The organism is Paenibacillus sp. FSL A5-0031 (genome assembly GCF_001956295.1).
Lineage (GTDB): Bacteria > Bacillota > Bacilli > Paenibacillales > Paenibacillaceae > Pristimantibacillus.
In genome coordinates this window covers 572,299-597,633 of the sequence record NZ_MRTD01000002.1, presented here as the reverse complement: position 1 = coordinate 597,633, position 25,335 = coordinate 572,299, and the positions used below count along the sequence as shown (strand labels likewise).

Here is a 25,335-nt window from a genome sequence, read left to right as displayed (position 1 = left end):
TCTAAAATGATGTCAAGCAGGAGATCGTCCAGTGATAGTCGAATTATTATAGTAGATGAAGAGACTGGACGATACCGTTACATAGACGAACCAATAAACGTCTTCATGAGACACATTGAAGTTCGTATCACGGGCAAATATAAGCATCGTATCAAGCTTTACAGCCATACCTGATTATATTTTAACTGAAGCCTCTCCTATCATTTCCGAATGAATTTTGTTATGGATGTTCGCCGTGCAGTTGACGATTATTACCTGAGAGAGGTTCTAGTAACCGAAATAATCCAATTGGCAATGAACCAATCTTACTGCTGAAGCGTATTTATTGCAAAAACCTTGTAATTGCTTTTTAATAGAATGGAGACATTTTCCTAGTTTACTAGTGTTAATGCAGACATTTTGTGTGAAACGCATGCTTCCCATTACTATGATGGGGGATATGGTTTCTTTTGAAGTGATTAGAAACAAGGTTTATCTCATGATCGGGTGGTAATTATCGATATGAAAGAACAATTTTCTCGATTGTTCGGCCTGTCCGAGCAGCGCATACCGCAAGAAGAAGTTCGGCAAATACCGATTCAAGAAATCGACGCAAGCCCATTTCAGCCGCGGACGATTTTTGATGATGACCGAATTGAAGAATTATGTCAAACGATAAAAACGCATGGTGTTATTCAGCCTATCGTTGTTCGTATGCGTAATGGAAGATATGAAATCATAGCAGGGGAACGTCGCTGGCGTGCTGTTACTAAGCTTGGTTACGATACGATCCCTGGTATTGTTCGTGAATTCAACGATTCGCAAACGGCTTCCATTGCTTTAATTGAAAATCTTCAAAGAGAAGGTTTATCAGCAATTGAGGAAGCGATAGCCTATCAAAAATTAATCGAGCTTCATCAATTAACACAGGAAAGCTTGGCTCAGCGTCTAGGGAAAAGTCAATCGACGATTGCCAATAAATTAAGATTGTTAATGTTGAATGATACGATTAAGATGGCTCTAATGGAACGGAAAATTACGGAACGACATGCAAGGGCTTTGTTGTCGCTCGATAATGAAGAATTGCAGCTTAAAGTATTAGATGAGATCATAACTAAAGATTTGAATGTTAAGCAGACTGAGGTTAGAATCGCTTTCCTAAAAGAGTCGACCAAACTCAAGAAAGCGAAACGTATTTCTTTTACTAAGGACGTACGTCTGGCTCTTAATACAATCAGACAATCCATTGAAATGGTTTCTGGTTCGGGATTGCAAATTAAGACGAATGAAAAGGATCATGAAGATCATTATGAAATTACGATCCAGATCCCTAAAAGATAGAGTTATATCTTAAAATAGTATAATTTAATGCTTATTTGTGCCGTCCTCACTGAGGGCGGCGATGCCATTTGTAGCTAGTTTTTTATTAAATGTGCTGCACATGTATGATTCATGATAATTAACTAGTTTTATGTTATTAGCATTTTTAAGTTAGTGGATCTTAAGAAAATAGCACATAAAAGTTGTACACATAGAGGTGAGCCGGTTTTGTCGAAGATAATTGCAATAGCCAACCAGAAGGGCGGTGTCGGAAAAACGACAACGTCTGTCAATTTAGCTGCCTGTCTTGCATCACTTGGTAAAAAAGTGCTGCTAGTTGATATTGATCCACAAGGGAATACAACAAGTGGTCTCGGTATTAACAAAGGGGACGTAACGAATTGTATTTACGATGTGCTTATTAATGAAGTCCATCCAAAGGATGCAATGTTCGAGACGGCTGTTCCAGGTCTGAAAATCATTCCAGCAACGATTCAATTGGCTGGTGCCGAAATCGAATTAGTACCGACGATATCAAGAGAGCTGCGTTTGAAAAAGTCTTTGCATATGGTTAAGGATGATTTCGATTATGTACTTATTGATTGTCCTCCTTCACTTGGGATATTAACGATAAACTCGTTAACCGCAGCTGATTCTGTTCTTATTCCTATCCAGTGCGAATATTATGCTCTTGAAGGTTTGAGTCAACTGCTCAATACGGTTCGACTCGTTCAAAAGCATTTAAATACATCGCTTCAAATTGAGGGTGTTCTTCTGACTATGCTTGATGCGAGAACGAATCTGGGAATTCAAGTTATTGAAGAAGTGAAAAAATATTTCCAACAAAAAGTGTATCAAACGATTATTCCACGTAATGTACGTTTAAGTGAAGCGCCATCACATGGACAAGCTATTATCACATACGACCCGCGTTCTAAAGGTGCAGAAGTTTATCTTGAACTCGCAAAGGAAGTGATTATGTATGAGCAAGCGGCTAGGTAGAGGGCTGGATGCGCTTATCCCATCGCTTTCTGTGAATGACGATGATAAAGTGATTGAAATTACCTTATCCCAACTAAGGCCTAATCCGTATCAACCTAGGAAAACATTTGATGAGGATTCGATTAAAGAATTAGCAGAATCCATTAAGCAGCATGGCATCATTCAACCTATTATTGTTCGTACTGTATTGAAAGGTTACGAAATCATAGCAGGTGAAAGACGCTTCCGTGCTTCGCAATATTGTGGAAATGCAACAATTCCTGCTGTTGTAAGATCGTTTACTGATCAACAGGTTATGGAGATTGCTTTAATAGAGAATCTACAGCGCGAGGATTTGAATGCAATTGAAGTTGCGATTGCTTATCAGGCGCTTATCGATAAGTTCAAGCTTACGCAAGAAGAGTTGTCCATGAAGGTCGGAAAGTCCCGTTCTCATATTGCCAACTTCGTTCGGTTGCTTTCGTTGCCAACTGAAATAAAAGATAATGTTTCACGTGGAACAATTTCTATGGGTCACGCAAGAGCCTTGGTCGGCATTAAAGATGATAAGGTGCAAAAGGAATTAGCAGATCTTACCGTTTCTCAAGAGTGGAGTGTCCGCGAACTTGAAGAGGCGATTCAGAAGCTTGACTCGAAGCAGCCGGAAGATACAGCCAAGCCGAGTCAGAAAAAACGCGATCCGTATATTGACCATTTAGAGGAGTCGCTTCGTGAACGATTCAAAACGACAGTGAAAATTAAACAACAAAAAGATAAAGGTAAAATTGAGCTTCAATACTATAGTAAACAGGATTTGGAACGTTTGCTAGAATTGCTTCAATACATGGCATAGACTATACCAAACAATGGCATACCTTAGTTGTAATCTTGCTTTTGAAAGATTAAACTAAGGTATGCCATTGTTGTGAGCAGGCAGCTATGAAAGGTGTGAAATTCGTGAGCAATCATAATCAATCACTTATTTATTTGGATCATGCGGCAACCTCTTGGCCTAAGCCGCCTGCAGTAACAGAAGCAGTCGTTAATGCTATGTTAAATGATGCTGCTAATCCGGGAAGAGGCAGTCATGCTATGGCTGTGCGAGCAAGTCGAATATTATTTGAAACGCGTAAACAATTGGCTAAACTATTTAACATAAAAAACCCGAATGATATAGCATTCACCTCTAATACGACGATGTCATTAAACATGGCGATAAAAGGTTGGTTGAAGCCTGGTGATCATGTTATCGCAACCTCAGTTGAACATAATTCAGTAAGAAGACCTTTGTATTTTCTGGAACAGACAATCGGTATTGAAGTGACATATGTAGAATCGGATGAGCGCGGAAATATTAACATAGATGATGTTGCCTCAGCTATTCGTTCTAACACAACACTTGCAATTGTTAATCATAGTTCCAACTTATTAGGAACAATTATGCCTGTAGCGGATATAGCTGAACTAACAAGGAAGCATGGAATAAAATTGCTAGTTGATGCAGCGCAAAGCGCAGGTATTTTACCTATAGATGTAAGAACAATGGGCATTCACATGCTGGCATTCCCGGGACACAAAGGGTTACTCGGCCCACAAGGCACAGGAGGGCTGTACATCGATCCTGAGCTTGATTTGGTGCCTTTACTGCATGGTGGAACAGGGAGTCAATCTGAGGCTGTTGAGCAGCCTCAAGTGCGGCCTGATCGTTATGAGGCGGGAACACAAAATACACCGGGCTTGGCAGGGCTCAAAACCGGTGTACAGTATGTTCTGAATGAGACGGTGCACAATATCCATACTAAGGAATGGATGCTTACTCAGAGATTAATGCAAGGCCTTGAACCAGTAAAGGGAGTCAAAATACTGGGACCAGAGCTTGGGGAACAAAGAACAGGTATTGTAGCTTTTAACCTAGAGGGCGTTGATCCTTCTGAATTATCATTCATCTTGGATCAGCATTACCGAATTGCTGTGCGAGCTGGATTTCATTGCACTCCACTCGCACATGCTTGTGCAGGAACATTGGAAACAGGAGCTATACGAGCAAGTGTCGGTGTATTTACAACGAATGAAGAAATTGATGCGTTAACAGGTGCAATCAGAGAGATTGCACAGCAATATGGCGTTTAGCATTGAACTGGGGGCGGAGTAGCTAAGATGGAAGATTGGACATCAAATCCGATGAATGCAGTTACGGTGGGCATTGCGTTATTTGCCATCGTATTATTCATTTGGATAGCGGTTTTAGGCGGACGGCTGAAAAAGCTAAGAAAGCAATATACAGCGGTTATGGGGAATACAGGTGTGACGAATATGGAAGATGTCATTGTTGAATTGAAGCAAGGCCTTGCCGATCAGCAGCAAGCGAATACGGAGCTGAAGGCGCAGCTAATTGAAATGCAATCTACTGTAACAAAGCAAAAAGGAAAAGTAGGCGTCATTCGTTATAACGCTTTTGCTGAACAGGGCAGTAATCTCAGCTTTTCAATCGCAATTATCAATGATGAGAAGGATGGAGCCGTATTTTCAGGTATTCATAGCAGGGAAAATACTTATGTCTATGCAAAGCCTCTTGAAAAAGGTCAATCCGTTTACCCATTAACCCCTGAAGAGCATAAAGCTATTTTGGAGGCAAAATAGGAAACTTAATTGTTATTAAGTATTATCCGAAGCTGCAGTTTGTTCAAGAACGCTGGTCGTAATATGCGCATTGTTCGCAATAGCAGTAAATAGACTGAGCGAAATAATGTCGGCCATTTTCATAACGAGATGCAGACGAGTGTTTTGCAGCACAAAATACTCCATAAATCCGCCTACATTAACGATACCAGTAATATGAATGTCGCCAACAGGAGGAAGGTCCTTGTTGACGCCAGCACCAGGACGCACAGGGCCTACACCAACTTGAATGCTGCCTACGCTGGATACTTGACCAAGGCAGGCATCAATGCCAATCACAAATGGTTTGTGGAACCGCCGATTGATCTCGATAAGGGTATCATCTAAATTCATAGCATGAACCGGATTTTCAAGCGTGCCAAATAGTGAAAAATGAGGGCTGCGGTATTTCGATAGTGAGGTTCCAATCAGCGGTCCTAAAGAGTCTCCTGTTGAACGGTCCGTGCCTACGCAGACAACTACGATGGGGCGTGCAGCAGCCATTTCTTCGAGCATGGCTGTAAGTCGATTTACTAGCATGCCAATTACGTTTGCGGTGGTGTAGGGTATCTTCAAAGGCGTCTCTTTAATAAATGAAAGCTTCATAGAATCCCTCCGATTATACCGATATGCTACTAGTATATGGATAGGACAACCATTTTATACGTCAGATAGTTTTGATATTTTGTTTGCCAAGAAAGTTTGTCATGCTAATTTAATGGAGGTCTTGCTTGTGTTAATTGCCTTCGATTCAACTCAGCAAGCATTGCGTGCAGAAATGCTGCTCGAATACGCAGATATTGAAATTGACATATGTCCCACGCCGAAGGAAATTACAGCTGGCTGCGCATTATCTATTCATTTTCCTGAGGAAGATTTGATAACGGTTAAGGAAGTTATTGTGCAGGAAAACGTGGAAGTTAGAGGTATATTTAAGCCGATTGAGGCCGGTTATGAGCAAATCGACATGTGAATATATTTAAAGTTAATGAGGAGGAATTGTGATGTCAATCAGAGAACGATATGATGAATTTGTTGATTGGTTGACAAACAATGAATTATGGCAAGCATTTGGGAGTTCTGCGCTGCGAATCGTCATGTTCTTATTCATTGGCCGTGTAGTTGTATGGGTGATCCATAAAACCATTGATCGGATTATTTTAGAGCGTGAGAACAAGATGTTGATCAACCACACAAGGCGAATGACAACCGTAGGCAAGCTGATGAAGAATGTAACTTCTTACGTCGTCTATTTTATAACCATTATGCTCATATTGTCTGAATTCGGGATTAATTTAGGGCCATTGCTGGCAGGAGCAGGTGTACTTGGACTTGCTGTCGGGTTTGGTGCGCAAAGCCTGGTGAAGGATATTATTACGGGATTTTTTATTGTACTCGAAGATCAATTCGCTGTAGGTGATGTGATTCAGACAGGGCAATTCAAAGGAACCGTAGAAGTCATTGGACTTAGGACAACCCGTATTCAGAGCTGGACCGGGGAGGTTCATATTGTTCCCAATGGCATGATCAATGAGGTTACAAATTTCTCGATTAATAATAGCATCGCAGTTGTTGATATTTCGATTGCATTTGAGGAAGAAGTAAATCGTGCGCTAGAGGTCATTCGACATACGATGATCACGATGAAGGATGAGAATTTAATTAATGCACCGGAAGTGCTTGGTATTCAGGCTATTGCTCCAACAGGGGTAACGCTTCGAGTGATTGCTGAGTGTCGACCGAATACGCATCCGATCGTATCACGCAAGTTAAATATGGAGCTGAAAAAGGCATTAGATGCGAGTGGTATTGAAATTCCATATCCTCGAATGGTCACTTATCATCGCAATGGAAAGGGAGGCGAAAAAGATGGAGCGTAAGCAATTTGAGCTAGGTGATGTTGTTCAAATGAAAAAACAGCATCCATGCGGCTCTAATGAAATGGAAGTCATTCGAATGGGGATGGACATCCGCATTAAATGCGTCGGTTGTAAGCACAGCGTTCTCATACCTAGAGCTAAATTTGAAAAAAACATGAAAAAGGTGCTGCGCTCCAAAGCCTCTGAAGAAGACTTAACGTAAGCAGAAGTACGAACGGCTGAGGGGTTTTAAGGAAATACTTGCGCGTTGACAAGCACTGTGATACAATAATTTTTACATGCGGAGAGGTACCCAAGAGGCCCAAGGGGGCTGACTCGAAATCAGCTAGGCGGGTCAAACCGTGCGTGGGTTCGAATCCCACCTTCTCCGCCATTATGTTAAACATTTACGGTTCCTTCAGAGGAACCGTTTTTTTTATGTCTTTTTAATAGATTAGGAAATACGAAGGAATAAATAAAATAGAAAAGAGAGCTCTTGCGAGCCCTCTTCCTGACGGTGAATAATGGCTGAGTCGATCAATTCTCACTGCAAGCTGTTGAAACATCATTCGTCAATCGGAACAAATCAGCTAAAGCTTCATTAAATCCTTTTGAGCACAATCATACACGACCGATTGAACGGTAACATGTATCAATGCTCGAATGCGCGTGTGTTACAGACAAGTGTCTTTGGCACAACCCTCCGCTTCTCTCCTGAGTGGACGAAATCCTCACGCGATGAGAGCTAATCCGTTTTTAGACGGGTATAGTGTCTCCGCGTTTGCCGAAATGGTTCAATGGAACCACACCTCTCTTGCACCGTCAAAAATTAGAATGGCCAAACTGATGTTTTATTATTCAAAACCTTGTAGAAAAATTAATGGCCCATTCGTTTCCATTTACGTTCGTGATTAGAGGTGTCAGGAAAACGTTGCCCTTTGCTGAGCTTGACCTTCTTCGGATTATTGATTCCCATATGAAATGAGTTCACACCGTCCTCGATGTATGTGCCATCATTCGGAGCTTTGTCGCCCGGCGAAAACATTGTACCTTCACCCATTATGATCAGCCTCCAGCTTATATTTAGAGCGGATAGATAAATGCACATGATCTATCCCTTCATGGTGTAGTATTAGCGGGCAATGGAATTTGCATGAGTAGCAGATAACGGCTATAAAATGGATGAACCATCGCCAGAAGTTGCCTACGCAGTAACATCATCTATTTTCGCTTGTCATAGGCGTTCAGATTTGATATAGTATAGAGATGCGAGCAGAAGCTCGTTCCTTGCTCCATTTATGGGGCCGTTAGTCCAAGAGGAGGTGAAACAATATGCGCAAATATGAAGTAATGTACATCGTTCGTCCAGACGTTGAGCAAGAAGCCTTGCAAGCGATCGTTGACAAATTCCATGGCATTATCTCCAATGGCGGAGAAGTCACAAAGCAAGATGTGAGCGGAAAACGTCGTCTTGCGTATGAAATCAACAAGCTTCGTGATGGTTATTTTGTACTCGTTCATTTCAATGCAACTACTGAAGTTGTAAATGAACTTGACCGTATCATGAAGATTACGGATGAAGTTATCCGTTCGTTGATCGTCAGAGACGCCGCTTAATCCAAGCTGGATTGTTCGATTGGGAGGTCAGAAACGATGTTGAATCGTGTTATACTAATTGGTAGATTGACGAGAGACCCAGAGCTTCGCTATACACCTGCAGGTGTCGCAGTTACACAATTTACGTTAGCGGTAGATCGTCCGTTTACAAGCGGTGGTCAAGGTGAGCGTGAAGCGGATTTTATTCCGGTTGTAACATGGCGTCAACTGGCCGAGACTTGCGCCAACTATTTGCGCAAAGGCCGCTTAACAGCGGTTGAAGGTCGCATTCAAGTTCGGAATTACGAGAACAACGAAGGCAAACGCGTCTACGTGACGGAAGTTATCGCTGATAACGTTCGGTTCTTGGAATCCAACAAAGATGGCGGTGGATCGCGTGAAGAGGGTGGAAGCAGCTACAGCGGCGGTACAAGCACCGGCGGAAGCAATTTCGGCGGCAATGCGTCCCAAAGCAGCGGTAACCGTCCATCTGGTAATAACTCACGTAACGACAGCCGTGATCCGTTTCAGGATGACGGACGCCCGATTGATATATCAGAGGATGATTTGCCATTTTGATAATAGTGTAGCTCAGGCTGCACATGTCAATGGAGCAGTTGCACAGCCTTTAGCTGTTGTGTAATTGTAATATTTTCAACGATAAGGAGGATACCTATCATGGCTTTCAAGCAAAGAGATAACGGTGGCGACGAGCGTCCAGAACGTAAGTTCAGCGGACGTAAAGGCGGACGCAACAAACGCCGTAAAGTTTGTTTCTTCACTGTAAACAAAATTTCTAAAATTGACTATAAAGATGTTGATTTGTTGAAAAAGTTTATTAGCGAGCGCGGCAAAATCTTGCCACGTCGTGTGACTGGTACAAGCGCGAAATACCAACGCTTGCTTACAATCGCAATTAAACGTTCACGTCAAATCGCATTGCTTCCTTACACGACTGAATAGATCGCTGTCTGGAAACAAAAAGCCTACTGAGCTTTCTCAGTAGGCTTTTTTTGTATTTCTAATCGAATGATACGCATATATTCACGAGGTAAATAAGGGGAATAGGGCTCTAAATGATGGATAGAATCATGCGCTGAATATATTTTGTATTGAAGTAAGGATGCAGGCTGCAGCAGCTGTTTGCTTCGCTGCTGGTCCATTTGCTGATCCAAACGCCATGCGCCAGCTAAAATCAGAATGAAAATGAATGAGCTGATCGCTATTTTTGTATGCAGCATGATGATCACTCCTTTAGTAAGAGTAATCCCCATTTTCACTATTTTCATTCTCCCTGTTTTGTCATCTCAATTCTTTTGACAATTTTAGACTTGAACGATATACTAAAGTGTAGTCAAAAAACAACTAAATTAACTTTTTTTATCGGAGGAGCCTGCCAACAGCGGGCTCTTTTTGCGTTTTTTTAAGGCTCCGGCAGAAATGGAAGTACTTTTATAAAAATAGGGAAAAGCTATGGAAGTCATTTGTAGAGGAAGGGGAGAGTGTTTTTGCTATCTGTCATCATCATTTTACCATTTATTATGGCTGCTATTAGTCCTTTGCTGCGAAAGCTGCTGCATGGACTTCATACGGGTTGGATTATTCTGCCTTTGCCAATTTTGCTGTTTAGTTATTTTCTATGGAAAATACCAGCGATTCAAAGCGGTGAAACCATAACAGCAACCATCCCATGGATACCTTCATTAAGAGTCAATTTCACCGTATATTTGGATGGTTTAGGTTTATTATTTGCCTTATTAATTACGGGAATTGGCGCGTTAGTCGTCCTTTATTCGATTTATTATTTGGATAAAAATAAGGAAGCGATAACATCCTTTTATGTTTATTTGCTTCTATTTATGGGGGCTATGCTCGGGGTTGTCCTATCAGATAACCTTATTGTGCTGTATGGTTTCTGGGAGCTGACGAGCATTTCCTCGTTCTTGCTGATCGCTTTCTGGAACCATAGAGAGAAATCGAGATATGGCGCATTAAAATCTATGCTTATTACAGTATTCGGCGGCCTTTCTATGCTGGCTGGTTTTGTACTGCTGTATGTGATGTCAGGCACCTTTAGCATTCGTGAGATCATCGGCAGCGTTGATACGCTAAGCGGCCATGTATTGTTTTTGCCCGCGATGCTGCTTATTCTAGTCGGAGCGTTTACGAAATCGGCGCAGTTTCCATTCCATATTTGGCTGCCCGATGCGATGGAGGCTCCAACCCCTGTAAGTGCGTATCTGCACTCAGCGACGATGGTTAAGGCAGGTTTATATTTAGTCGCTAGGTTCAGTCCAATCTTCTCTGGAGAGTCGGCATGGTTCTGGCTCGTTTCGTTCTTTGGTCTTGTGACGATGATTTATGGCTCTTTCCGAGCGATGAAGCAGACGGATTTAAAATCATTGCTCGCATTCTCAACGATTAGCCAGCTCGGCTTGCTGATGAGTTTATTTGGACTCGGATCGGCGGCGGCTTTCTATACAGGAGGTACAGATTCACTCTTTTATGCAAAAGCAACGATGGCGGCCATCTTTCACTTGATCAACCACGCAGTGTTTAAAGGCGCTTTGTTCATGGTTGTCGGAATCGTTGACCATGAAACAGGGACGAGAGACATTCGCAAGCTAGGCGGACTTATGGCTCTAATGCCAATAACCTTCTCCATTGCGCTTATTGGAGCCTTCTCGATGGCAGGCCTGCCGCCGTTTAATGGCTTTTTGAGCAAGGAAATGTTTTTTACAGCGGCTCTTAATATTAGGCAGCTGGACTTTTTCAATGTTTCATTTATGCTGGCTATCATTCCCGTTATCGCATGGGTTGCAAGTATATTTACATTTGTATACAGCATGATTTTGCTATTTAGAACGTTTACGGGACCGGCACAATTCGAGAAGCTAGCGAAGAAGCCGCATGAAGCGCCGCTCGGCATGCTTATTTCCCCGGTCATTCTTGCTTCATTAGCTGTCGTTATCGGTTTTTTCCCAAACCTGCTTGCGTACTCTTTAATTGAACCTGCCATGGCTGCGATTCATCCGAATGTGCTGCTGCCCGGCGAGCGTTTCCTCGTGCATATTCAATTCTGGCATGGCTGGACAGCTGAAATATTTATGACGATGGGCGTCGTAATTGCAGGGACACTTTTGTTCAAGTTTCATCAACGTATCCAGTGGATCAATCAACCGCTTTTCCAGCACATCTCATTGAACCAAATGTATGATGGAGGACTTCGAGTATTGGATAGAGGATCCAATCGGTTGACCAACCGTTATATGACGGGTTCCATTCGCCACTATTTGATGTACATTTTTGTATTTCTAATTGTGTCGCTTGGGTTAACGATGATCCAAGAAAAAGTGAATGTGTTCCAGTTCTCGGACTACGCTCCAATATCCGTATATGAGGCGGTTATTATTATCGTCTTAGTCATATCGGTTATTGCTATACCGTTTACGAAGTCGAGAATGATGGCTATCATTTTGACGGGTGCGGCAGGTTATATGGTCACCTTGTTTTTTGTCATCCTACAGGCGCCTGATCTAGCTTTGACTCAGATGATTGTCGAGACAGTATCGGTGACGCTGTTCCTCTTATGTTTCTATCATTTGCCGAAGCTGAGCAAGGAAATAGCCGCCCTGCGTTTTCGACTATCTAATTTTGTTATTGCGCTTAGTGTAGGGATTATAATGACTTTAATTGCGCTTGGTGCAAGCGGAAATCGCGCGTTTGATTCTATATCAGACTTTTTCTTAAAAGAGAGCTACGAATTAGCGGGCGGCAAAAATGTGGTTAACGTCATCCTCGTTGATTTCCGTGGCTTCGATACAATGCTTGAAATTGTTGTCCTTGCCATCGCTTCATTAGGTATTTATGCCATGATTAAGCTGAAGCTGGATACAGAGGCAGAGGATGAAAGAGTGTTTCTACCTAAGCAAAGCAATAGAGGAAAGCTGGCATTTCCAGTAGTAAGAAGCAACGATGTTATTTTGAAGACGATAGCGAAAGTCGTTATCTTCATTATATTGACGTTCTCAGTTTATTTAATGTTCGCAGGGCATAACCATCCAGGCGGAGGATTTATCGGAGCATTAATGGCGTCGTCTGCATTTATTTTGCTTACGATGGCCTTTGGATTGCAGACGATGCGAGAGGTTATTCCTATCGATTTCCGAGTATTAACAGCAATTGGGCTGTCGATAGCTATTTTGACAGGAGTAGGATCTTTTATATTTGGCGCACCATTTCTCAGTCATGCCTTTGGACACTTCGAACTGCCGCTATTGGGCGATACGGAGCTTGCTACGGCAATGTTGTTTGATTTAGGGGTATATTTGACCGTTATTGGCGTGACGATGACCATCATTTTAACGATAGGGAGGGATAAGTAGCTATGGAATTGTATATGTCACTCGCAATCGGTGTTATTTTTACAGTCGGGGTGTATCTGATCTTGTCCAAAAGCCTGCTGCGTATCATTTTGGGAACCTCTATCCTTACCCATGGTGTTCATTTGCTGCTGCTTACGATGTCCAAGCTGAAAACAGGATCTGCGCCGCTGCTTGGCGAAAAGGCGGAAACGTATGTTGATCCGCTGCCGCAGGCTCTGATTCTTACTTCTATCGTCATCAGCTTCGGCGTGACTTCCTTTTTCTTTGTACTCGCTTATAAGGCTTATCAGAAGCTGGGTACGGACGATATGGAGCAGTTAAGGGGGAATGACGATGAATAATCTGCTTGTATTCCCGCTTCTCATTCCGCTGTGCACGGCAGTTATTCTTTTGTTTTTTAAAAATAGCGTGACCGGGCAGCGCTGGGTAAGTGCGATTGGTATGCTTTTTAATCTGGCTGCTGCTATTGTCCTTATCTATCAAGTAAAAACGGAGGGCATTCAAACGCTGCACATGGGAGGCTGGCTGCCGCCGTATGGTATTGTGTTCGTTGGGGATATGCTTGCCGCATTGCTTGTTTTGGCTACTTCGATTGTCGGCACCTTCTGTTTGTTCTTTACATTCGGGACGATCGGCAAGGAGAGAGAAAAATATTATTTTTATCCGTTTTATCAGTTTCTGCTTGTCGGTGTGAGCGGATCGTTTCTTACGGGAGATTTGTTTAATTTATTTGTTTGCTTCGAGGTTATGCTTATTTCCTCCTATGCGCTTATCGTGCTTGGAGGGACGAAGAAGCAGCTCCGCGAAACGTTGAAATATATTTTAATTAATATTTTATCCTCAACACTATTTGTTGCAGCAGTCGCCTATTTGTACGGAGTTGTAGGTACTTTGAATATGGCGGACCTATCACAGCGCATAGCTGAAGTAGGCCAGAGCGGCGTCTTGAACGTCATCGCGATATTGTTCATGATTGTATTTTCGCTAAAAGCGGGCCTGTTCCTATTTTTCTGGCTGCCCGGCTCTTATAGTGCGCCTCCGGCAGCGGTATCCGCATTGTTTGGTGCGCTGCTCACGAAAGTAGGCGTATATGCTCTCATACGGACATTTACGCTTATCTTTTATCATGAACCTGCGATTACGCATCATTGGATGGCTTGGATGGCCGCTGCAACGATGGTTTTAGGCGCTTTCGGGGCAGCGGCATATTCCGATATTGGCCGTATTTTGAACTACAATGTCATCATCAGCGTTGGTTTTCTAGCTTTTGGGTTAGCGGTGAGCTCAAAGGAAGCGCTAGATGGAGTCGTGTTCTATTTGCTGCACGATATGGTTGCCAAGGCACTCCTTTTTATCATTGGAGGAATGCTGATGTATATTGCTGGTACGGGGCGTTTAAAGGAAATGGGAGGCTTGATCAAGCGTTATCCGTTTATGGGCTGGATGTTTTTTATCACAGCGTTAGCCATTGCAGGCATTCCTCCACTTAGTGGATTCACTGGGAAACTGCTGATCATAATGGGCGGATTTCAGGAAAAATATTTTTGGCTTACAGCTGTGTCGCTAGCATCAAGCTTCATCGTGCTCTATTCCTTGATCAAAATATTTATGGCGGCTTTCTGGGGTGCAGAGATGAAAAATACCGATTCGCTGCCTGCCGTTAATAAAGGATTTATCGTTTCTGCAGCAGGGTTGTGCTTGATCGTTGTTGCGATGGGCATCGGCTCAGAGTGGGTGTATCAATACGTTTCTGAAGCAGGGCATACGCTTATCAATCCGGCGCAGTATATCGATGCCGTATTAAAGGAGTAGATGAGATGGCTTTGCAAATCTTATTAAACTTAATCATTTCTATCGTATGGATGTTTCTTCACAATGACTGGTCGGCTCCGCGGTTCATCGTAGGATATATCATCGGTATTTTATTTATAGGGCTGCTCAGCCGCTTTTGGCCGCATGACTTTTATATGAAGAGAGTATGGGCAATTCTTAAGCTTCTTGTCCTTTTCATAAAGGAATTGTTTGTTTCCAGCTTCGTTGTCATTGGACTAATCGTTCGTCCTAAGCTCGCCATACGTCCAGGGATCTTTGCTCTGCAAACCGAGCTCAAAACAGACTGGGAAATCACAGTGCTGTCCTGCCTAATCTGTTTGACGCCAGGGACGCTGACGCTCGACGTATCCAAGGATGGCCGAACGTTATATATTCATGCGATGGATATGGATGATGCGGAGCTGCTCTCACAGCAGATCAAGGATTCTTTTGAAAAAGCGATTATGGAGGTGACTCGGTAATGCTGTCCACTTTGCTTATTGCATCATTAGTTATACTGTCACTAGCTATTTTGGGTTGTATGTACCGGCTGCTCAAAGGTCCTTCCATAACGGATCGGATTGCTGCTTTGGATACGATTGGTGTCATTTTATTATCGATGATTGCAGTCATTTGCATGCTGCTAAAAACAAAAAATTATTTCGATATCATATTATTGATCGGCATATTGACCTTTATCGGGACAACCGCTTTTGCAAGATATATTGAAAGGGGTGTCGTTTTTGAACATGGAGATGATAAGTAAAGCAGGAGAGCTGATTATTGGTCTGATGGTTCTGTTTGGTGCTTTAATTGGTGCTCTAAGTGCTTTTGGCTTAATTCGGCTTCCTGACGTTTATTTACGATCACATGCGGCAACCAAAAGCGCGACGCTTGGCGTGTTGTTCATTCTGGTGGCTGCTTTCCTATACTTTATGATTTATTTGGAGCATACGAGCGCCAAGCTGCTGTTAGGCATTGTGTTCGTATTCATCACGGGACCGGTAGCCGGACATTTGAACGGAAGAGCGGCCTATCGTTCAGGCGTACCGCTATGGAATAAAAGCATACAGGATGATTTGAAGGACGCCTCTAAGGAGGAACAGGGTTAATTATGATTAAGGACGGCATATCTTTTTAGTCGATCCGCTTCAAAAAGGAATGAAACATGATCTTTAATAAAATAAGATGATAGGCGAGTCCGATGCCAAATGCCCCTAAAGCAGCTAAAGGCTCGCCTGCTATGCCTAATAAATAGCTTTTGGCAGGCCAGTAGCTTGGAATCCATGCTCCTAAATACTGCCATGGCAGGGAGGTGAAGGCAGCAATAATAGGTCCTGCAAAAAGTAAACCGCTTATCTTGGACAAGGCTAAGCCTTCGACCTTATTTGATGCAAAAGTCGCTAGAAACAAAGCCAAACATGGGGCCTCTAGGGTTAGCAATACGATGGTATACAAACTTTCGATTTGAAGCTTTGCAATGCCCGATAATAGGATGAATAAACTGGCCAAGCTTATTGCAAGAGCGCATGGCAGCAGTAATCGATACAAAAAATAGCCTTTGCGTGTGAAAGGGGTAATCGCATAATAAGCAATCATATTTTCATCCCGTTCATCGAGCATAAGAAGTCCAGCCATTGTCCCTGGAAGAAGCGGTATGACAAGCATAAGGAACGTTACCGCGAAATTGGAATAATCCATCAATAAAAAGCCGTACTGCTCCTGTATCCAATCGGATAATGGAGGGAAGGCATAACGAGCAACCACGATAATGGCTAGGGGACCAAATAAACTGGCCATAAGCATAGGATCCATCCTAATTTGCCTCGCATCATTCCTCATAAAAGCTTTAATTTTCAGTATCATCATGAATCCCTCTTTCCTATTTTCATAAGAATGACCTGCTGAAATGACCGTTTAGCCCATAAGAAAACGAGTGTGTTGCCTAATAATAAAATGAAAATGGCATACATCGTTTCTGCGACAGATGGCTGTTTGATCATCGATTTTAACAATAAGAGGGTTCCTTCCGTAGGGATGATCATGTATAAATATGGATTGCCAATCTGAAAGAAGCCGAGTAGAGGAAGCGCAAACGGCAGAGCATAGAGCTGTGAGAGTAGAATAAAACCGTTTACCGATTGCGAGCGTACAACTACGCCAATGGATAACAAAGTGAAAAAGCTGGATGTAAGCAGGATGCCAATCGTGAAATGAAAAGGTGAAGCGGGTACACCAATGGAAAATAGATGTATAGCCCAGGCAGATGAAATGGAGAGTAAGGCAAGAGAACAAGCTTTGGCAAGCAAATATTCGGTTACACGAAGCGGGGTAACGAACAGACTGTCATGAATGCCTTGGTCTTTCTCAAGCAAGACAATGCCGCCGGCTAGAATTAATCCTAACGCACTTGGATCAGAGAAGGTAAGCAATAGAGCAACGGTTGTTTTGTAGTCTGTGGGAATAGAGTGGAGCAATAGGAGATATATTGTGCAGACGAGCATGTAGATCAGGTAAAATTTATGGCGCCACTGGAAACGAAGATCATGACATACGGTCATCCACATTCTCATACTAAAGCCCTGCCTGTCACATCAATAAATATTTGTTCAAGAGTTGCTTCTAAGGAATGAATCGTTTCGATTTTTTCATGATGGATAAGGTTCATAAATTGCTGATTCCCCGCAAGCCCATCCATAGAAAAGTGTTCGGTTATCAGCTCATGCTGCTTTAAATATTCAATTCGAACACTGTTTTGGCCATGTCGCAGTCTTAGCTCTCTAGGAGAATCAATAAGCTTAATCTGACCATCGACAATAAAAGCAACACGGTCGCAAAGCTCCTCGGCTGCTTGCATGTTATGTGTTGTGATGACAATGGTAGTACCCGCAGCTTTCCTCTCCAAAATTAACTCTTTCATCCGCTTTGCATTTACGGGATCAAGGCCGGAGGTCGGTTCGTCGAGAAACAAAATGTTTGGTTGATGCAGCAATGCACGACAAAAATTCAACCTCATCTTCATGCCTTTGGATAGCTGTGACACCTTCATATTCGCGGCATCCTGCAGTCCAACCTGGGAGAGGAGCTGCATAGGGTCCAAGGTAACGCCTGCATAAAGAGAACGAAACAATTTTAAGTTTTCAAGGACTGTAAACTTGCTGTAGAAGTTGGGGAATTCAAAAGCAACGCCGATTTGTTCATAATAGTCGGGACCAGTGCTCTTGATTTCATGATCAAAAACACGCACACTGCCTGCGTAACCTTTAAGTGCACCGATCAATATTTTTTGCGTGGTGCTCTTTCCAGCACCTGATGGACCGAGAAAACCAAATACTTCTCCTGGCGCGATTGAAAAGGTAAGGCCGTGCAGAATCGTATTTGTGGTACCGGGATACTTGTACTCAAGCTGATTCACTTCGATCATTCGATAATTTCCCCTCCTAAATCACGCTTTGCATACATACCTTCCGCAACAATATCAAGCATAAATGAAATGGTATCGGAATAAATGCCTGGCCCGATTTCCTGCTTATGCAAGGTAAGAAGGACAAGCGCTCTGATCATACTAACGATAAGCTCAGGCTTTGTATGAGTGAGAATGCCAGCTGCTTGCCAATGGTGAATAATTGGCATTAAGGCATCTGCATCATCAGAGAAATTATGTTCCAAGAGCTCTGGAGGCAGCTTGCGTACAAGCTGAGCAAATTCACCTTCCAAGTACATTTGACGAACCATAGGGCTTTCTCCTAATAGACGGAAGGATTCAATAAGAAATTGATGAATACTCTCTTTGGTTACGAGTTCACTCCGATTTAGCGAAGCAAGCAGACGATTGCGGATTAAAGCCTCCTCTTCAAGCAGAATGTGATAAAAGAGCTCCTCCTTCGAATTGAAGAACATATAGAAGGAGCCTTGTGCAATGCCGCAAGCTTTCGTTAAATCTTCAATGCTTGTTTTGCGAAGACCAGCAGCTTCGAAGCAGCGTTTGCCTTCTTCGAACAGCTTTTTGCTAATCCATTGTTTCTCTTGCTCACTGAATTTTTTGGGCATAAGGATTCTCTTTTCTTTTTTGTGATTTTATGAATAATTTTATTTTATATTCACAATAAGCGATAAAGGAGATTCCAGTCAAGCATAATAAAAGAGCAGTACCCAAGTAGAGGATACTGCCCTGATTTTGATATCTTAGAAAGCAGATCGTTTGCTGCTGTTATCTTATATTTCTCTGCCAAAGAGGCTAGTATCAGCTTCAGCGTCTCCGTGAAATTCTGCTTTTGCCAACTTTAATGGAAGGTTTAGACGTTCGCGGCTTGGTGAATACTTTGCTTGAGCTATTCTTTTGCTTATTGTCTTTCACAATCTTGCCTTTGGTCGCTGGCTTTGTGGTGATTGTATTCGTGCTTGCTTTGGGGGAGGAGGAGGAAACACCCGCCTCTTTGGAGCGTCTCATAACCGAGCCGGTACGATTAACGGTAACTGGTGGTGCAAGCTTCTTATCATCAACGGTAGGTATGCGGTACGTTGTCTTAGGCTTGTAGGTATCCTTTGACGAATAACCTCGGTATTTGCCGCTGCCGTATTTGCCCTTATCGAACAGATCATCAAGAACACTCGCGATTAAGTAGGCTTGGAGAAAGCTTGAGCTATAATTCTGACGTACATATTCTGTTGAGTTAATTTCGATCAGTGTATCTTCCGGTGCATCAGGAGCCTGCTGCAAATCGATGACTTCATCGGAATAGACGAGAAACATCCGCTCTGTACTTGTCTCGCTCTGCTGCTTCGGTTTACGTTGATCGTTAAAATCAGAAGCGACATCAGGAACGGAACGATTTGCGGCACGATAGACGTAAGAGGTTTGATTGCCAGAGCCGTTGACTGATTCTAACGGGTACTGCTCCTTAACTGTATCTGAAATGGTGCATGCTGTGAGAAGCGGGATGATAAAGCTAAGCAGAAGCAGGTATTTCAAAGATTGATGCCACCATTTGTTCATTGTTATCCTCCTAGCCGCCGCGCAGCACGCGAACATCTGCAGGCAGCACGCTTTCTCCTTCATAGAGCATGAAGCGCCCGTTTTGCCATTCGATACGAAGCAGCTTCATATCATCCGATTGATATTGCCAGACAGACTGTTCGCCTCCCTGCATATATGGCGTTTTGCCGGTCGCCGTAATTAAACCGGAGAATTGCTCCTCCATATGATATGTACGTTCATCCAGCTCCAAAATGGTAGGCACCTCGTCAATTGATTCCAAGCGCCCGTCTATAGGGTCATAAAGCGCAAATACGGTTCTTTCTCGCTCCTCTATCGTTAAATAACGAATGGTTATGCCATCCTGAAGCGTGAGGACAATCGCGTTGCGTGCACGATTATGAGTTCTGCCTGTGACGTTATAAGTTATTAAGGAAACCTCACAAGCATCGCCAGGTGACAATGTCATTATGCTCTTCTCAGCAATGGGCGGAGGAGAAGTAGCAATCAGGTTTTTGATCCGTTTGAACAAGCTCATCGTATATACTCCTTCTGAATAATTAGATAGACCCGATAATTAGTGCGCCTGCAACATGCAGAGAGCCTGCGAATAACGCGTAGTTGACTTTACCCTCATGAATACCTTGCTCCAGCTTCATACCGCTGACAGCAATGACGATTTTCTCTACGATCCACTCCAGTATGAGCAACAGCACGAAGGAGATGAGCGAGATGAGTAGAGCTTCCCACATTTCACTTGATTTACTGATGGATTGGGACAGTATGTACGCTTGAGCAAATAATTTGAGTACGAAGCGAGTCGTTACCGCAGTATTTCCTTTTTTAATTTCCTGCAAATCATTGTACTTCGTAAAACGCGAGTCTAAAAACATGATGATGATTAACAAAATTGCTCCAGCACCTGTCCAAATCGGAATTCGAATAAGGTCAATCCAAGACATCGTCAGTTCCTCCAATGGTTCAATTTATAAAAAAGACCGCTTCCGTTAAAACCGGTCCTCCGATTCGTAACATAAGCGGCCACACTAGATAATATTTATGAAGTGACTAAGCTATTACTGTTTCTCGTATTGCTTCATCAAGGCGGCAAGCTCATCATCGACCGCTTTATCCTTGCCGAGCTTCTCAAACTCAGCATCAAGCGATTTTCCTTTGGCGCTTAATTCGTTACTGGCTTCAGCTTGCGCTTCCATTTGCAGCATCTTCTCTTCCATACGCTTCATGCCTGAAGCAGCTGAATCGGTACCGAAGCCAGACATTGCTTTATTAATTTCCGTTTGTGCCTTGGCTGCATTGTAACGAGCGACGAGTGTTTCACGTTTGTTTTTAAGCTCAGTGAGCTGTTGGCGCATCTCATCCAGCTTGCCGCGCAAATTGTCTGCGAGCAATTTATTCTGATCGAAGCTCGTTTTGTACTCCGTTGATTTCTGTTCGGCTGTTTTCTTCTCTTCCAAGGCACGACGAGCGAGCTCAATGTTTTGCGCTTGTGCTGCAAGATGGGCTTGCTCACTGCGCTTCTCAACCAGCTGTGCTTGCTCTTCATAAAGCTGCTTGAATTTTTTCTCAATGGCAATTTGTGCTGCGACTGCTTTCTCGGCATCGGCTAGATCCTCTTGCATGTCGCGAATATATTGATCGGTCAACTTAACAGGGTCTTCCGCTTTCTCAATTAGAGCATATACATTCGATAAAGTAAGATCACGCAGTCGTTTAAATATGGACAATGAAATCCCTCCTAGAATCGTAGTACGCATAAGTTATAATACGCGAAGAGCAAGCGAGTCGTTGCAAGTAAATGCAGAATCGCTGCCATTCGCGTTTATATTTAAAGAAATGCTACAATAAACCAAAATGATTACCTGTATGAGAAGAAAAGAGGGAGCATAACCATGGAAAATAGCAAAACTGGAACGGAGCGGTTTAAGCGATTTATTTTGAACAATAAGTTCGTATTATTTCTGCTTGTTTTGTTGCTTGTTGGACTAAATATTATGGTGCTGACGAAAATTTCATACATTTTCACGCCTTTAACCGTGCTGCTCAAGACCTTGCTGCTGCCGGTCATATTGGCGGGAATTGCTTATTACTTACTTAATCCGGTCGTCGACTTCTTAGAACGAAAGGGAGTCAAACGGATATATTCTATTATTATGCTGTTTCTGGTTGGCGCAGGACTGATTACAATTTTGCTTGTCATCGTCATTCCATTATTAAATGGGCAAGCCGTGAGCTTCGTGAACAGCTTCCCTAAATACGGCGAGCAATTGCGGGTTAAATTTGAGCAGTTTATGGATAGCGCTGGATTTATTCAAGTACAAGAGTGGTTTAATTTAAATCCGGAGAAGCTGACGTCGAATATTACAGAGCAAGCCACGTCCATTTTGAATGGAACGTTAACAAGCGTGGGTTCCTTTGTGGGAGCACTTAAAGAGGTTATTCTTGCGATATTGACGCTTCCGTTTATTTTGTTCTATTTGCTAAAAGACGGAAAAAGGCTGCCGGAAACGATCGTTAGTGTCCTGCCTAACAAGCTTCAGCCGCACACGAAACGAATTATGGCAGAGATGAACGGACAAGTCAGCAGCTATATCCGAGGTCAAATTATAGTGTCTTTCTGTATTGGGCTGCTGTTATATATCGGTTACTTAATTATTGGCCTGGAATACTCACTTGTGCTTGCGCTGGTAGCTGCATGCACAAGCGTTATTCCGTATCTAGGGCCTGCCATTGCGATTACACCAGCTTTAATTGTTGCTATGGTGACGTCGCCAGTCATGCTCCTGAAGATGGTGGTTATATGGACGATTGTTCAATTAATCGAAGGTAAGTTCATCTCGCCGCAAATCATGGGAAAATCGCTTCATATCCATCCGATCACTATTATTTTTGTTATTTTGACAGCAGGCAACTTGTTTGGTCTTGCAGGGATTGTACTTGCTGTACCGGGTTATGCAGTCATCAAGGTTGTTGTAATTCATCTGTTCGAATGGTTTAGAAGCCGCTCCATTCTATATGAAGAAGATAAGAAAGGCGAAAACGTGCTATAATAACCGATTTCGCTTAAGCAGCTTGAAATATATAAAGACAATACCGAAAGCCAGCAGGTAGGATAAAAAGGTATACCCTATATTCCAGCCGTTTCCGTAGGATACTTTGCCATAGATTAGAGCCATAAACTCAAGCAGTGTAGTGCCTAGTATGAACAAGAACAAGATTAGCACGGTTAATACGGGGCGTGAATTGATCAGCCAGATCATAAAGCATGCTAGTAGCGGGTAAAGACCGATATCAAGCGGCAAGGCGGAAACGGACTCGTCATTGGGGATAAGAGGTGTGAAATCCCAAAACTTTAATTGAAAACCGATTGAGTTGATGACTAAAGAGGAGACCGCTCCGATAGGGAAAATAAGAAGCAAGGTTTTGGGGCTTTTTACGCCCAAATATATACCGGCAATCCAAGGAACAAAGAACCCAAATATAATATTGATAAGCATTATAAGTTCCTTTCTTGAACATTTTTTATTAGAATGTCCTGAATCCAGATCAGCATGCGTGAAAAAGAAAAAAGGAAGGCGCCAAGTGCGCCTTCCTTTTTGTTTTAACCTACCTCTGGTTTGAGCAGTCGAATAGGTGGACCGATCGTCAGCTCAACTTTATTAATGCGATGTTTGCTTACTTCACGAACGGTAAAGGTCAAATTATGAAAGCCAAATTGTTTGCCTGGCTTAGCTTCTTCCATTTCACTGTACAGCCAGCCGCCGACCGTGTCGACCTCTTCATGCTCAAGCTCGGCTCCTATGAGGTCGCCTAGCTCAGTGAGCGATACCTTGCCATCCAGCATATATGAGGTATCCGACAGCATCTCGATATCTTTGCGTTCATCGGCATCAAATTCATCTCTGATATCGCCGACAATTTCCTCCAAAATATCCTCAATCGTTACAAGGCCGGAAGTGCCGCCATACTCATCTACGACGATCGCAAAGTGTACGCGCTCCTGCTGCATCCGTTTTAGCAATGTCTTGACAGGCATCACCTCGGATACGGACATGACAGGCTGTATAAGTGTTTGCAAATCAATTTCTTTGTTTACTTGATATTGAAGAAACAATTGCTTCGTGTTGATCATCCCGACGATATGGTCTTTGCTGTCGCCGGCAACAGGGAAGCGGGTATACTGTTCCTTGCGAATAATATCCATGTTTTCTTGCAGCGTATTGTTCTTATATAAGACGGTCATGTCTGTACGCGGAACCATAATTTCTTTAGCTAAAATTTCATCAAAAGCAAAGATTCGATTTACGTAACCATATTCCGTATTGTTGATTTTACCGCTCTCTAAGCTGTCTGTTAAAATAATTTGAATTTCTTCTTCGGAATGGGCGTTCTCATGCTCCTTCGCTGGCTTTAAGCCAAACAAACGAACCAACGCATTGGCAGATCCATTCAAGACCCAGATGAACGGGTACATGACTTTGTAGAAAAGAATAATCGGTTTTACGACAGTGAAGCTGACAAGCTCTGCCTTCTGGATGGCAATGCTCTTAGGAGCAAGCTCACCAACGACCACATGGATAAATGTGATGAATAGAAAGGCGATTAGAAATGACAAAATGTGACTCAAATTACTGTTTAGATTCCATTGCTCGAATAGAGGGAGAAGCAGTTTTTCAACGGTAGGTTCTCCTAACCAACCAAGTCCGAGCGCTGTAATTGTAATGCCAAGCTGACAGGCAGATAGGTAACCATCCAAATTGCTTACAACACGTTGAACGGCAATTGCGTTTTTCTTGCCTTCAACGACTAACTGGTCGACACGGCTGGAACGAAGCTTAATGATTGCAAATTCAGTAGCTACGAAAAAAGCGGTTAACACAATTAGTAAAGCAACTAAGAGCAGATTAAGTCCTATACCCATAATAAATGTTCACAATCCTTCTTATTCGTATTTAATTGATGTTATTTAATAGTACGAACTTTCTGCCAATTCATCAAACCGCTGAAAGAGGGTTATACGGCTGCAAAAGCTCAATTTTACCGATTTAGAGAAGCCAGTAGAACAATATTAGCCGATACCTAGCGATTACGAGATTATTTGTCTGGTTTAATGAATAGTTCTTATGAACTTGAAATGAATAAAAAAAAGAACGGCAGCAGGCCGTCCATTTTTTTTGAAATATAAGAAAGGATATGATTTACTGTTACTTACCTTATATTTCGTAGTCCAGGCGATATTAAAACTTATTTGCCTGCTGCTCTGACCACTCACCGATGACAGGCAGCTTATTCAGCTTCCCTTGCAGCGTGAGCAGCATGAGGCCAATCCATGCAATAAAAGCGGCTAGACCGAGCAATATCCCTAGCAGCCAACCAATTATCGGGATAAAGCCTAACAAAATATTAGCGGCGATGAAAGCGACCGATAAGACGATAGACTGTACAGCATGCAATCTAACGAAGCGGCTCTTCTTCTCTAGCACAAGGAATATAATGCCGGTTATAAAACCTGCCAGGTAGCAAAGCAAGCCTGCTACTTTCGGATCAAGTCCCGTTGATGAGCTGTCTGGATGTAAGGATGGAGGTTGATTCAAGAGATTCACCCTTTCTATTTTACCTATACTTGCAATGATTGTATTCGTCATACATTTTCAGTAGACCTCTTTATTTTATAAAATATTATCCAAAATTGGTATCAAAACTTTGTAAAAGGTTTGTAACCTGTTTCGACAAATTATCGTCTAAACTAAAG

At 42.7% G+C, this 25,335-nt stretch carries 32 protein-coding genes and 1 tRNA gene; 19 read left to right on the top strand and 14 right to left on the bottom strand.

Annotated features, from left to right (window positions below; genetic code table 11):
• Positions 1–501 precede the first annotated feature (501 nt).
• From noc to BK120_RS06165, 5 genes are all read left to right on the top strand, one after another.
• Positions 502–1,320 (top strand): nucleoid occlusion protein, encoded by an 819-nt coding sequence (gene noc, locus BK120_RS06185; protein ID WP_076266589.1) that lies wholly within the window; start codon positions 502–504, stop codon positions 1,318–1,320.
• 207 nt (positions 1,321–1,527) lie between these two features.
• Positions 1,528–2,301, top strand: a complete 774-nt coding sequence (locus tag BK120_RS06180) for a ParA family protein (RefSeq protein WP_076266588.1) — start codon at positions 1,528–1,530, stop codon at positions 2,299–2,301.
• Positions 2,282–3,133, top strand: a complete 852-nt coding sequence (locus BK120_RS06175) for a ParB/RepB/Spo0J family partition protein (protein WP_076266587.1) — start codon at positions 2,282–2,284, stop codon at positions 3,131–3,133. Before BK120_RS06180 ends, BK120_RS06175 begins: the two co-directional genes overlap by 20 nt.
• A 104-nt stretch (positions 3,134–3,237) precedes the next feature.
• On the top strand, positions 3,238–4,410 hold the full coding sequence (locus tag BK120_RS06170) for an aminotransferase class V-fold PLP-dependent enzyme (protein ID WP_256710811.1): 1,173 nt from the start codon (positions 3,238–3,240) through the stop codon (positions 4,408–4,410).
• 27 nt (positions 4,411–4,437) lie between these two features.
• Positions 4,438–4,920 (top strand): DUF4446 family protein, encoded by a 483-nt coding sequence (locus BK120_RS06165; RefSeq protein ID WP_076266585.1) that lies wholly within the window; start codon positions 4,438–4,440, stop codon positions 4,918–4,920.
• A 15-nt stretch (positions 4,921–4,935) separates the two neighbouring features.
• Here BK120_RS06165 and yyaC read toward each other — a convergent pair whose 3' ends face one another.
• A complete protein-coding gene (yyaC, locus tag BK120_RS06160) occupies positions 4,936–5,544 on the bottom strand; it encodes a spore protease YyaC (RefSeq protein WP_076266584.1) in 609 nt (202 codons plus the stop codon).
• Positions 5,545–5,656: 112 nt separating this feature from the next.
• On the opposite strand from yyaC, the gene BK120_RS06155 reads away from it, so the two are divergent.
• The 4 genes from BK120_RS06155 to BK120_RS06140 all read left to right on the top strand — a co-directional run bounded on the left by BK120_RS06155 (position 5,657) and on the right by BK120_RS06140 (position 7,191).
• Positions 5,657–5,911, top strand: a complete 255-nt coding sequence (locus tag BK120_RS06155; protein WP_076266583.1) for a putative Se/S carrier protein — start codon at positions 5,657–5,659, stop codon at positions 5,909–5,911.
• 31 nt (positions 5,912–5,942) lie between these two features.
• Complete coding sequence (locus BK120_RS06150; RefSeq protein ID WP_076266582.1) at positions 5,943–6,818, top strand: mechanosensitive ion channel family protein; 876 nt, start codon at positions 5,943–5,945, stop codon at positions 6,816–6,818.
• The gene (locus BK120_RS06145) at positions 6,808–7,020 is read left to right on the top strand and encodes a DUF951 domain-containing protein (protein ID WP_076266581.1); all 213 of its coding nucleotides are present in this window, start codon (positions 6,808–6,810) and stop codon (positions 7,018–7,020) included. The genes BK120_RS06150 and BK120_RS06145 overlap by 11 nt, the downstream gene beginning before the upstream one ends.
• 80 nt (positions 7,021–7,100) lie before the next feature.
• Positions 7,101–7,191 (top strand) — tRNA-Ser (locus BK120_RS06140).
• A gap of 483 nt (positions 7,192–7,674) precedes the next feature.
• On the opposite strand, the gene BK120_RS06135 is transcribed toward BK120_RS06140, so the two are convergent.
• The gene (locus BK120_RS06135; protein ID WP_076266580.1) at positions 7,675–7,857 is read right to left on the bottom strand and encodes a YjzC family protein; all 183 of its coding nucleotides are present in this window, start codon (positions 7,855–7,857) and stop codon (positions 7,675–7,677) included.
• Between the two features lie 272 nt (positions 7,858–8,129).
• Between BK120_RS06135 and rpsF the strand changes: the two genes are divergently transcribed.
• From rpsF to rpsR, 3 genes are all read left to right on the top strand, one after another.
• A complete protein-coding gene (rpsF, locus tag BK120_RS06130; RefSeq protein ID WP_054025758.1) occupies positions 8,130–8,414 on the top strand; it encodes a 30S ribosomal protein S6 in 285 nt (94 codons plus the stop codon).
• A gap of 36 nt (positions 8,415–8,450) precedes the next feature.
• Positions 8,451–8,972 (top strand): single-stranded DNA-binding protein, encoded by a 522-nt coding sequence (gene ssb / locus BK120_RS06125; protein WP_054025757.1) that lies wholly within the window; start codon positions 8,451–8,453, stop codon positions 8,970–8,972.
• Between the two features lie 99 nt (positions 8,973–9,071).
• Positions 9,072–9,356, top strand: a complete 285-nt coding sequence (gene rpsR, locus BK120_RS06120) for a 30S ribosomal protein S18 (protein WP_054025756.1) — start codon at positions 9,072–9,074, stop codon at positions 9,354–9,356.
• 23 nt (positions 9,357–9,379) lie between these two features.
• Here the strand turns inward: rpsR and BK120_RS06115 are convergent, their stop codons facing one another.
• The gene (locus tag BK120_RS06115; RefSeq protein ID WP_076266579.1) at positions 9,380–9,634 is read right to left on the bottom strand and encodes a hypothetical protein; all 255 of its coding nucleotides are present in this window, start codon (positions 9,632–9,634) and stop codon (positions 9,380–9,382) included.
• Positions 9,635–9,895: 261 nt separating this feature from the next.
• Here BK120_RS06115 and BK120_RS06110 point away from each other — a divergent pair, with 261 nt between their 5' ends.
• From BK120_RS06110 to mnhG, 6 genes are read left to right on the top strand one after another with little or no spacing between them, the layout of a single operon-like run.
• Entirely contained in the window at positions 9,896–12,778 is a 2,883-nt protein-coding gene (locus BK120_RS06110; RefSeq protein ID WP_076266578.1) for a Na+/H+ antiporter subunit A, read from the top strand.
• A 2-nt stretch (positions 12,779–12,780) separates the two neighbouring features.
• The gene (locus BK120_RS06105) at positions 12,781–13,119 is read left to right on the top strand and encodes a Na(+)/H(+) antiporter subunit C (RefSeq protein ID WP_076266577.1); all 339 of its coding nucleotides are present in this window, start codon (positions 12,781–12,783) and stop codon (positions 13,117–13,119) included.
• Positions 13,112–14,590 (top strand): Na+/H+ antiporter subunit D, encoded by a 1,479-nt coding sequence (locus tag BK120_RS06100; protein ID WP_076266576.1) that lies wholly within the window; start codon positions 13,112–13,114, stop codon positions 14,588–14,590. Before BK120_RS06105 ends, BK120_RS06100 begins: the two co-directional genes overlap by 8 nt.
• 5 nt (positions 14,591–14,595) lie before the next feature.
• Positions 14,596–15,072 (top strand): Na+/H+ antiporter subunit E, encoded by a 477-nt coding sequence (locus BK120_RS06095; RefSeq protein ID WP_076266575.1) that lies wholly within the window; start codon positions 14,596–14,598, stop codon positions 15,070–15,072.
• Complete coding sequence (locus BK120_RS06090) at positions 15,072–15,356, top strand: Na(+)/H(+) antiporter subunit F1 (RefSeq protein ID WP_076266574.1); 285 nt, start codon at positions 15,072–15,074, stop codon at positions 15,354–15,356. The genes BK120_RS06095 and BK120_RS06090 overlap by 1 nt, the downstream gene beginning before the upstream one ends.
• Complete coding sequence (gene mnhG, locus BK120_RS06085; RefSeq protein WP_076266573.1) at positions 15,340–15,702, top strand: monovalent cation/H(+) antiporter subunit G; 363 nt, start codon at positions 15,340–15,342, stop codon at positions 15,700–15,702. The genes BK120_RS06090 and mnhG overlap by 17 nt, the downstream gene beginning before the upstream one ends.
• A 25-nt stretch (positions 15,703–15,727) precedes the next feature.
• On the opposite strand, the gene BK120_RS06080 is transcribed toward mnhG, so the two are convergent.
• The 8 genes from BK120_RS06080 to BK120_RS06045 form a co-directional block, all read right to left on the bottom strand.
• Positions 15,728–16,459 (bottom strand): hypothetical protein, encoded by a 732-nt coding sequence (locus BK120_RS06080; RefSeq protein WP_256710810.1) that lies wholly within the window; start codon positions 16,457–16,459, stop codon positions 15,728–15,730.
• Positions 16,456–17,163, bottom strand: coding sequence for a fluoroquinolone export ABC transporter permease subunit (locus BK120_RS06075; RefSeq protein WP_076266572.1), 708 nt, complete (start codon positions 17,161–17,163; stop codon positions 16,456–16,458). Before BK120_RS06075 ends, BK120_RS06080 begins: the two co-directional genes overlap by 4 nt.
• Positions 17,160–18,014: an ABC transporter ATP-binding protein gene (locus BK120_RS06070; protein WP_076266571.1), complete on the bottom strand. Its 855-nt coding sequence runs from the start codon at positions 18,012–18,014 to the stop codon at positions 17,160–17,162. The genes BK120_RS06075 and BK120_RS06070 overlap by 4 nt, the downstream gene beginning before the upstream one ends.
• Complete coding sequence (locus BK120_RS06065; RefSeq protein ID WP_076266570.1) at positions 18,011–18,640, bottom strand: TetR/AcrR family transcriptional regulator; 630 nt, start codon at positions 18,638–18,640, stop codon at positions 18,011–18,013. Before BK120_RS06065 ends, BK120_RS06070 begins: the two co-directional genes overlap by 4 nt.
• 199 nt (positions 18,641–18,839) lie before the next feature.
• A complete protein-coding gene (locus BK120_RS06060; RefSeq protein ID WP_076266569.1) occupies positions 18,840–19,586 on the bottom strand; it encodes a DUF4247 domain-containing protein in 747 nt (248 codons plus the stop codon).
• 10 nt (positions 19,587–19,596) lie between these two features.
• Positions 19,597–20,103, bottom strand: coding sequence for a DUF4178 domain-containing protein (locus tag BK120_RS06055; RefSeq protein WP_076266568.1), 507 nt, complete (start codon positions 20,101–20,103; stop codon positions 19,597–19,599).
• A gap of 22 nt (positions 20,104–20,125) precedes the next feature.
• Entirely contained in the window at positions 20,126–20,527 is a 402-nt protein-coding gene (locus BK120_RS06050) for a DUF350 domain-containing protein (RefSeq protein WP_076266567.1), read from the bottom strand.
• Positions 20,528–20,641: 114 nt separating this feature from the next.
• Positions 20,642–21,310 carry a PspA/IM30 family protein gene (locus tag BK120_RS06045; protein WP_076266566.1) on the bottom strand — a complete coding sequence of 223 codons (669 nt, stop codon included), beginning with the start codon at positions 21,308–21,310 and terminating at the stop codon, positions 20,642–20,644.
• A 165-nt stretch (positions 21,311–21,475) separates the two neighbouring features.
• On the opposite strand from BK120_RS06045, the gene BK120_RS06040 reads away from it, so the two are divergent.
• Positions 21,476–22,633, top strand: coding sequence for an AI-2E family transporter (locus BK120_RS06040; protein ID WP_076266565.1), 1,158 nt, complete (start codon positions 21,476–21,478; stop codon positions 22,631–22,633).
• On the opposite strand, the gene BK120_RS06035 is transcribed toward BK120_RS06040, so the two are convergent.
• From BK120_RS06035 to BK120_RS06025, 3 genes are all read right to left on the bottom strand, one after another.
• Positions 22,628–23,080 carry a CBO0543 family protein gene (locus BK120_RS06035; protein WP_076266564.1) on the bottom strand — a complete coding sequence of 151 codons (453 nt, stop codon included), beginning with the start codon at positions 23,078–23,080 and terminating at the stop codon, positions 22,628–22,630. The two genes, BK120_RS06040 and BK120_RS06035, sit on opposite strands and share 6 nt — an antisense overlap.
• Before the next feature lie 104 nt (positions 23,081–23,184).
• Positions 23,185–24,504: a hemolysin family protein gene (locus BK120_RS06030; RefSeq protein ID WP_076266563.1), complete on the bottom strand. Its 1,320-nt coding sequence runs from the start codon at positions 24,502–24,504 to the stop codon at positions 23,185–23,187.
• A gap of 316 nt (positions 24,505–24,820) precedes the next feature.
• The gene (locus tag BK120_RS06025) at positions 24,821–25,228 is read right to left on the bottom strand and encodes a DUF4870 domain-containing protein (protein ID WP_256710809.1); all 408 of its coding nucleotides are present in this window, start codon (positions 25,226–25,228) and stop codon (positions 24,821–24,823) included.
• Positions 25,229–25,335: the final 107 nt, after the last annotated feature.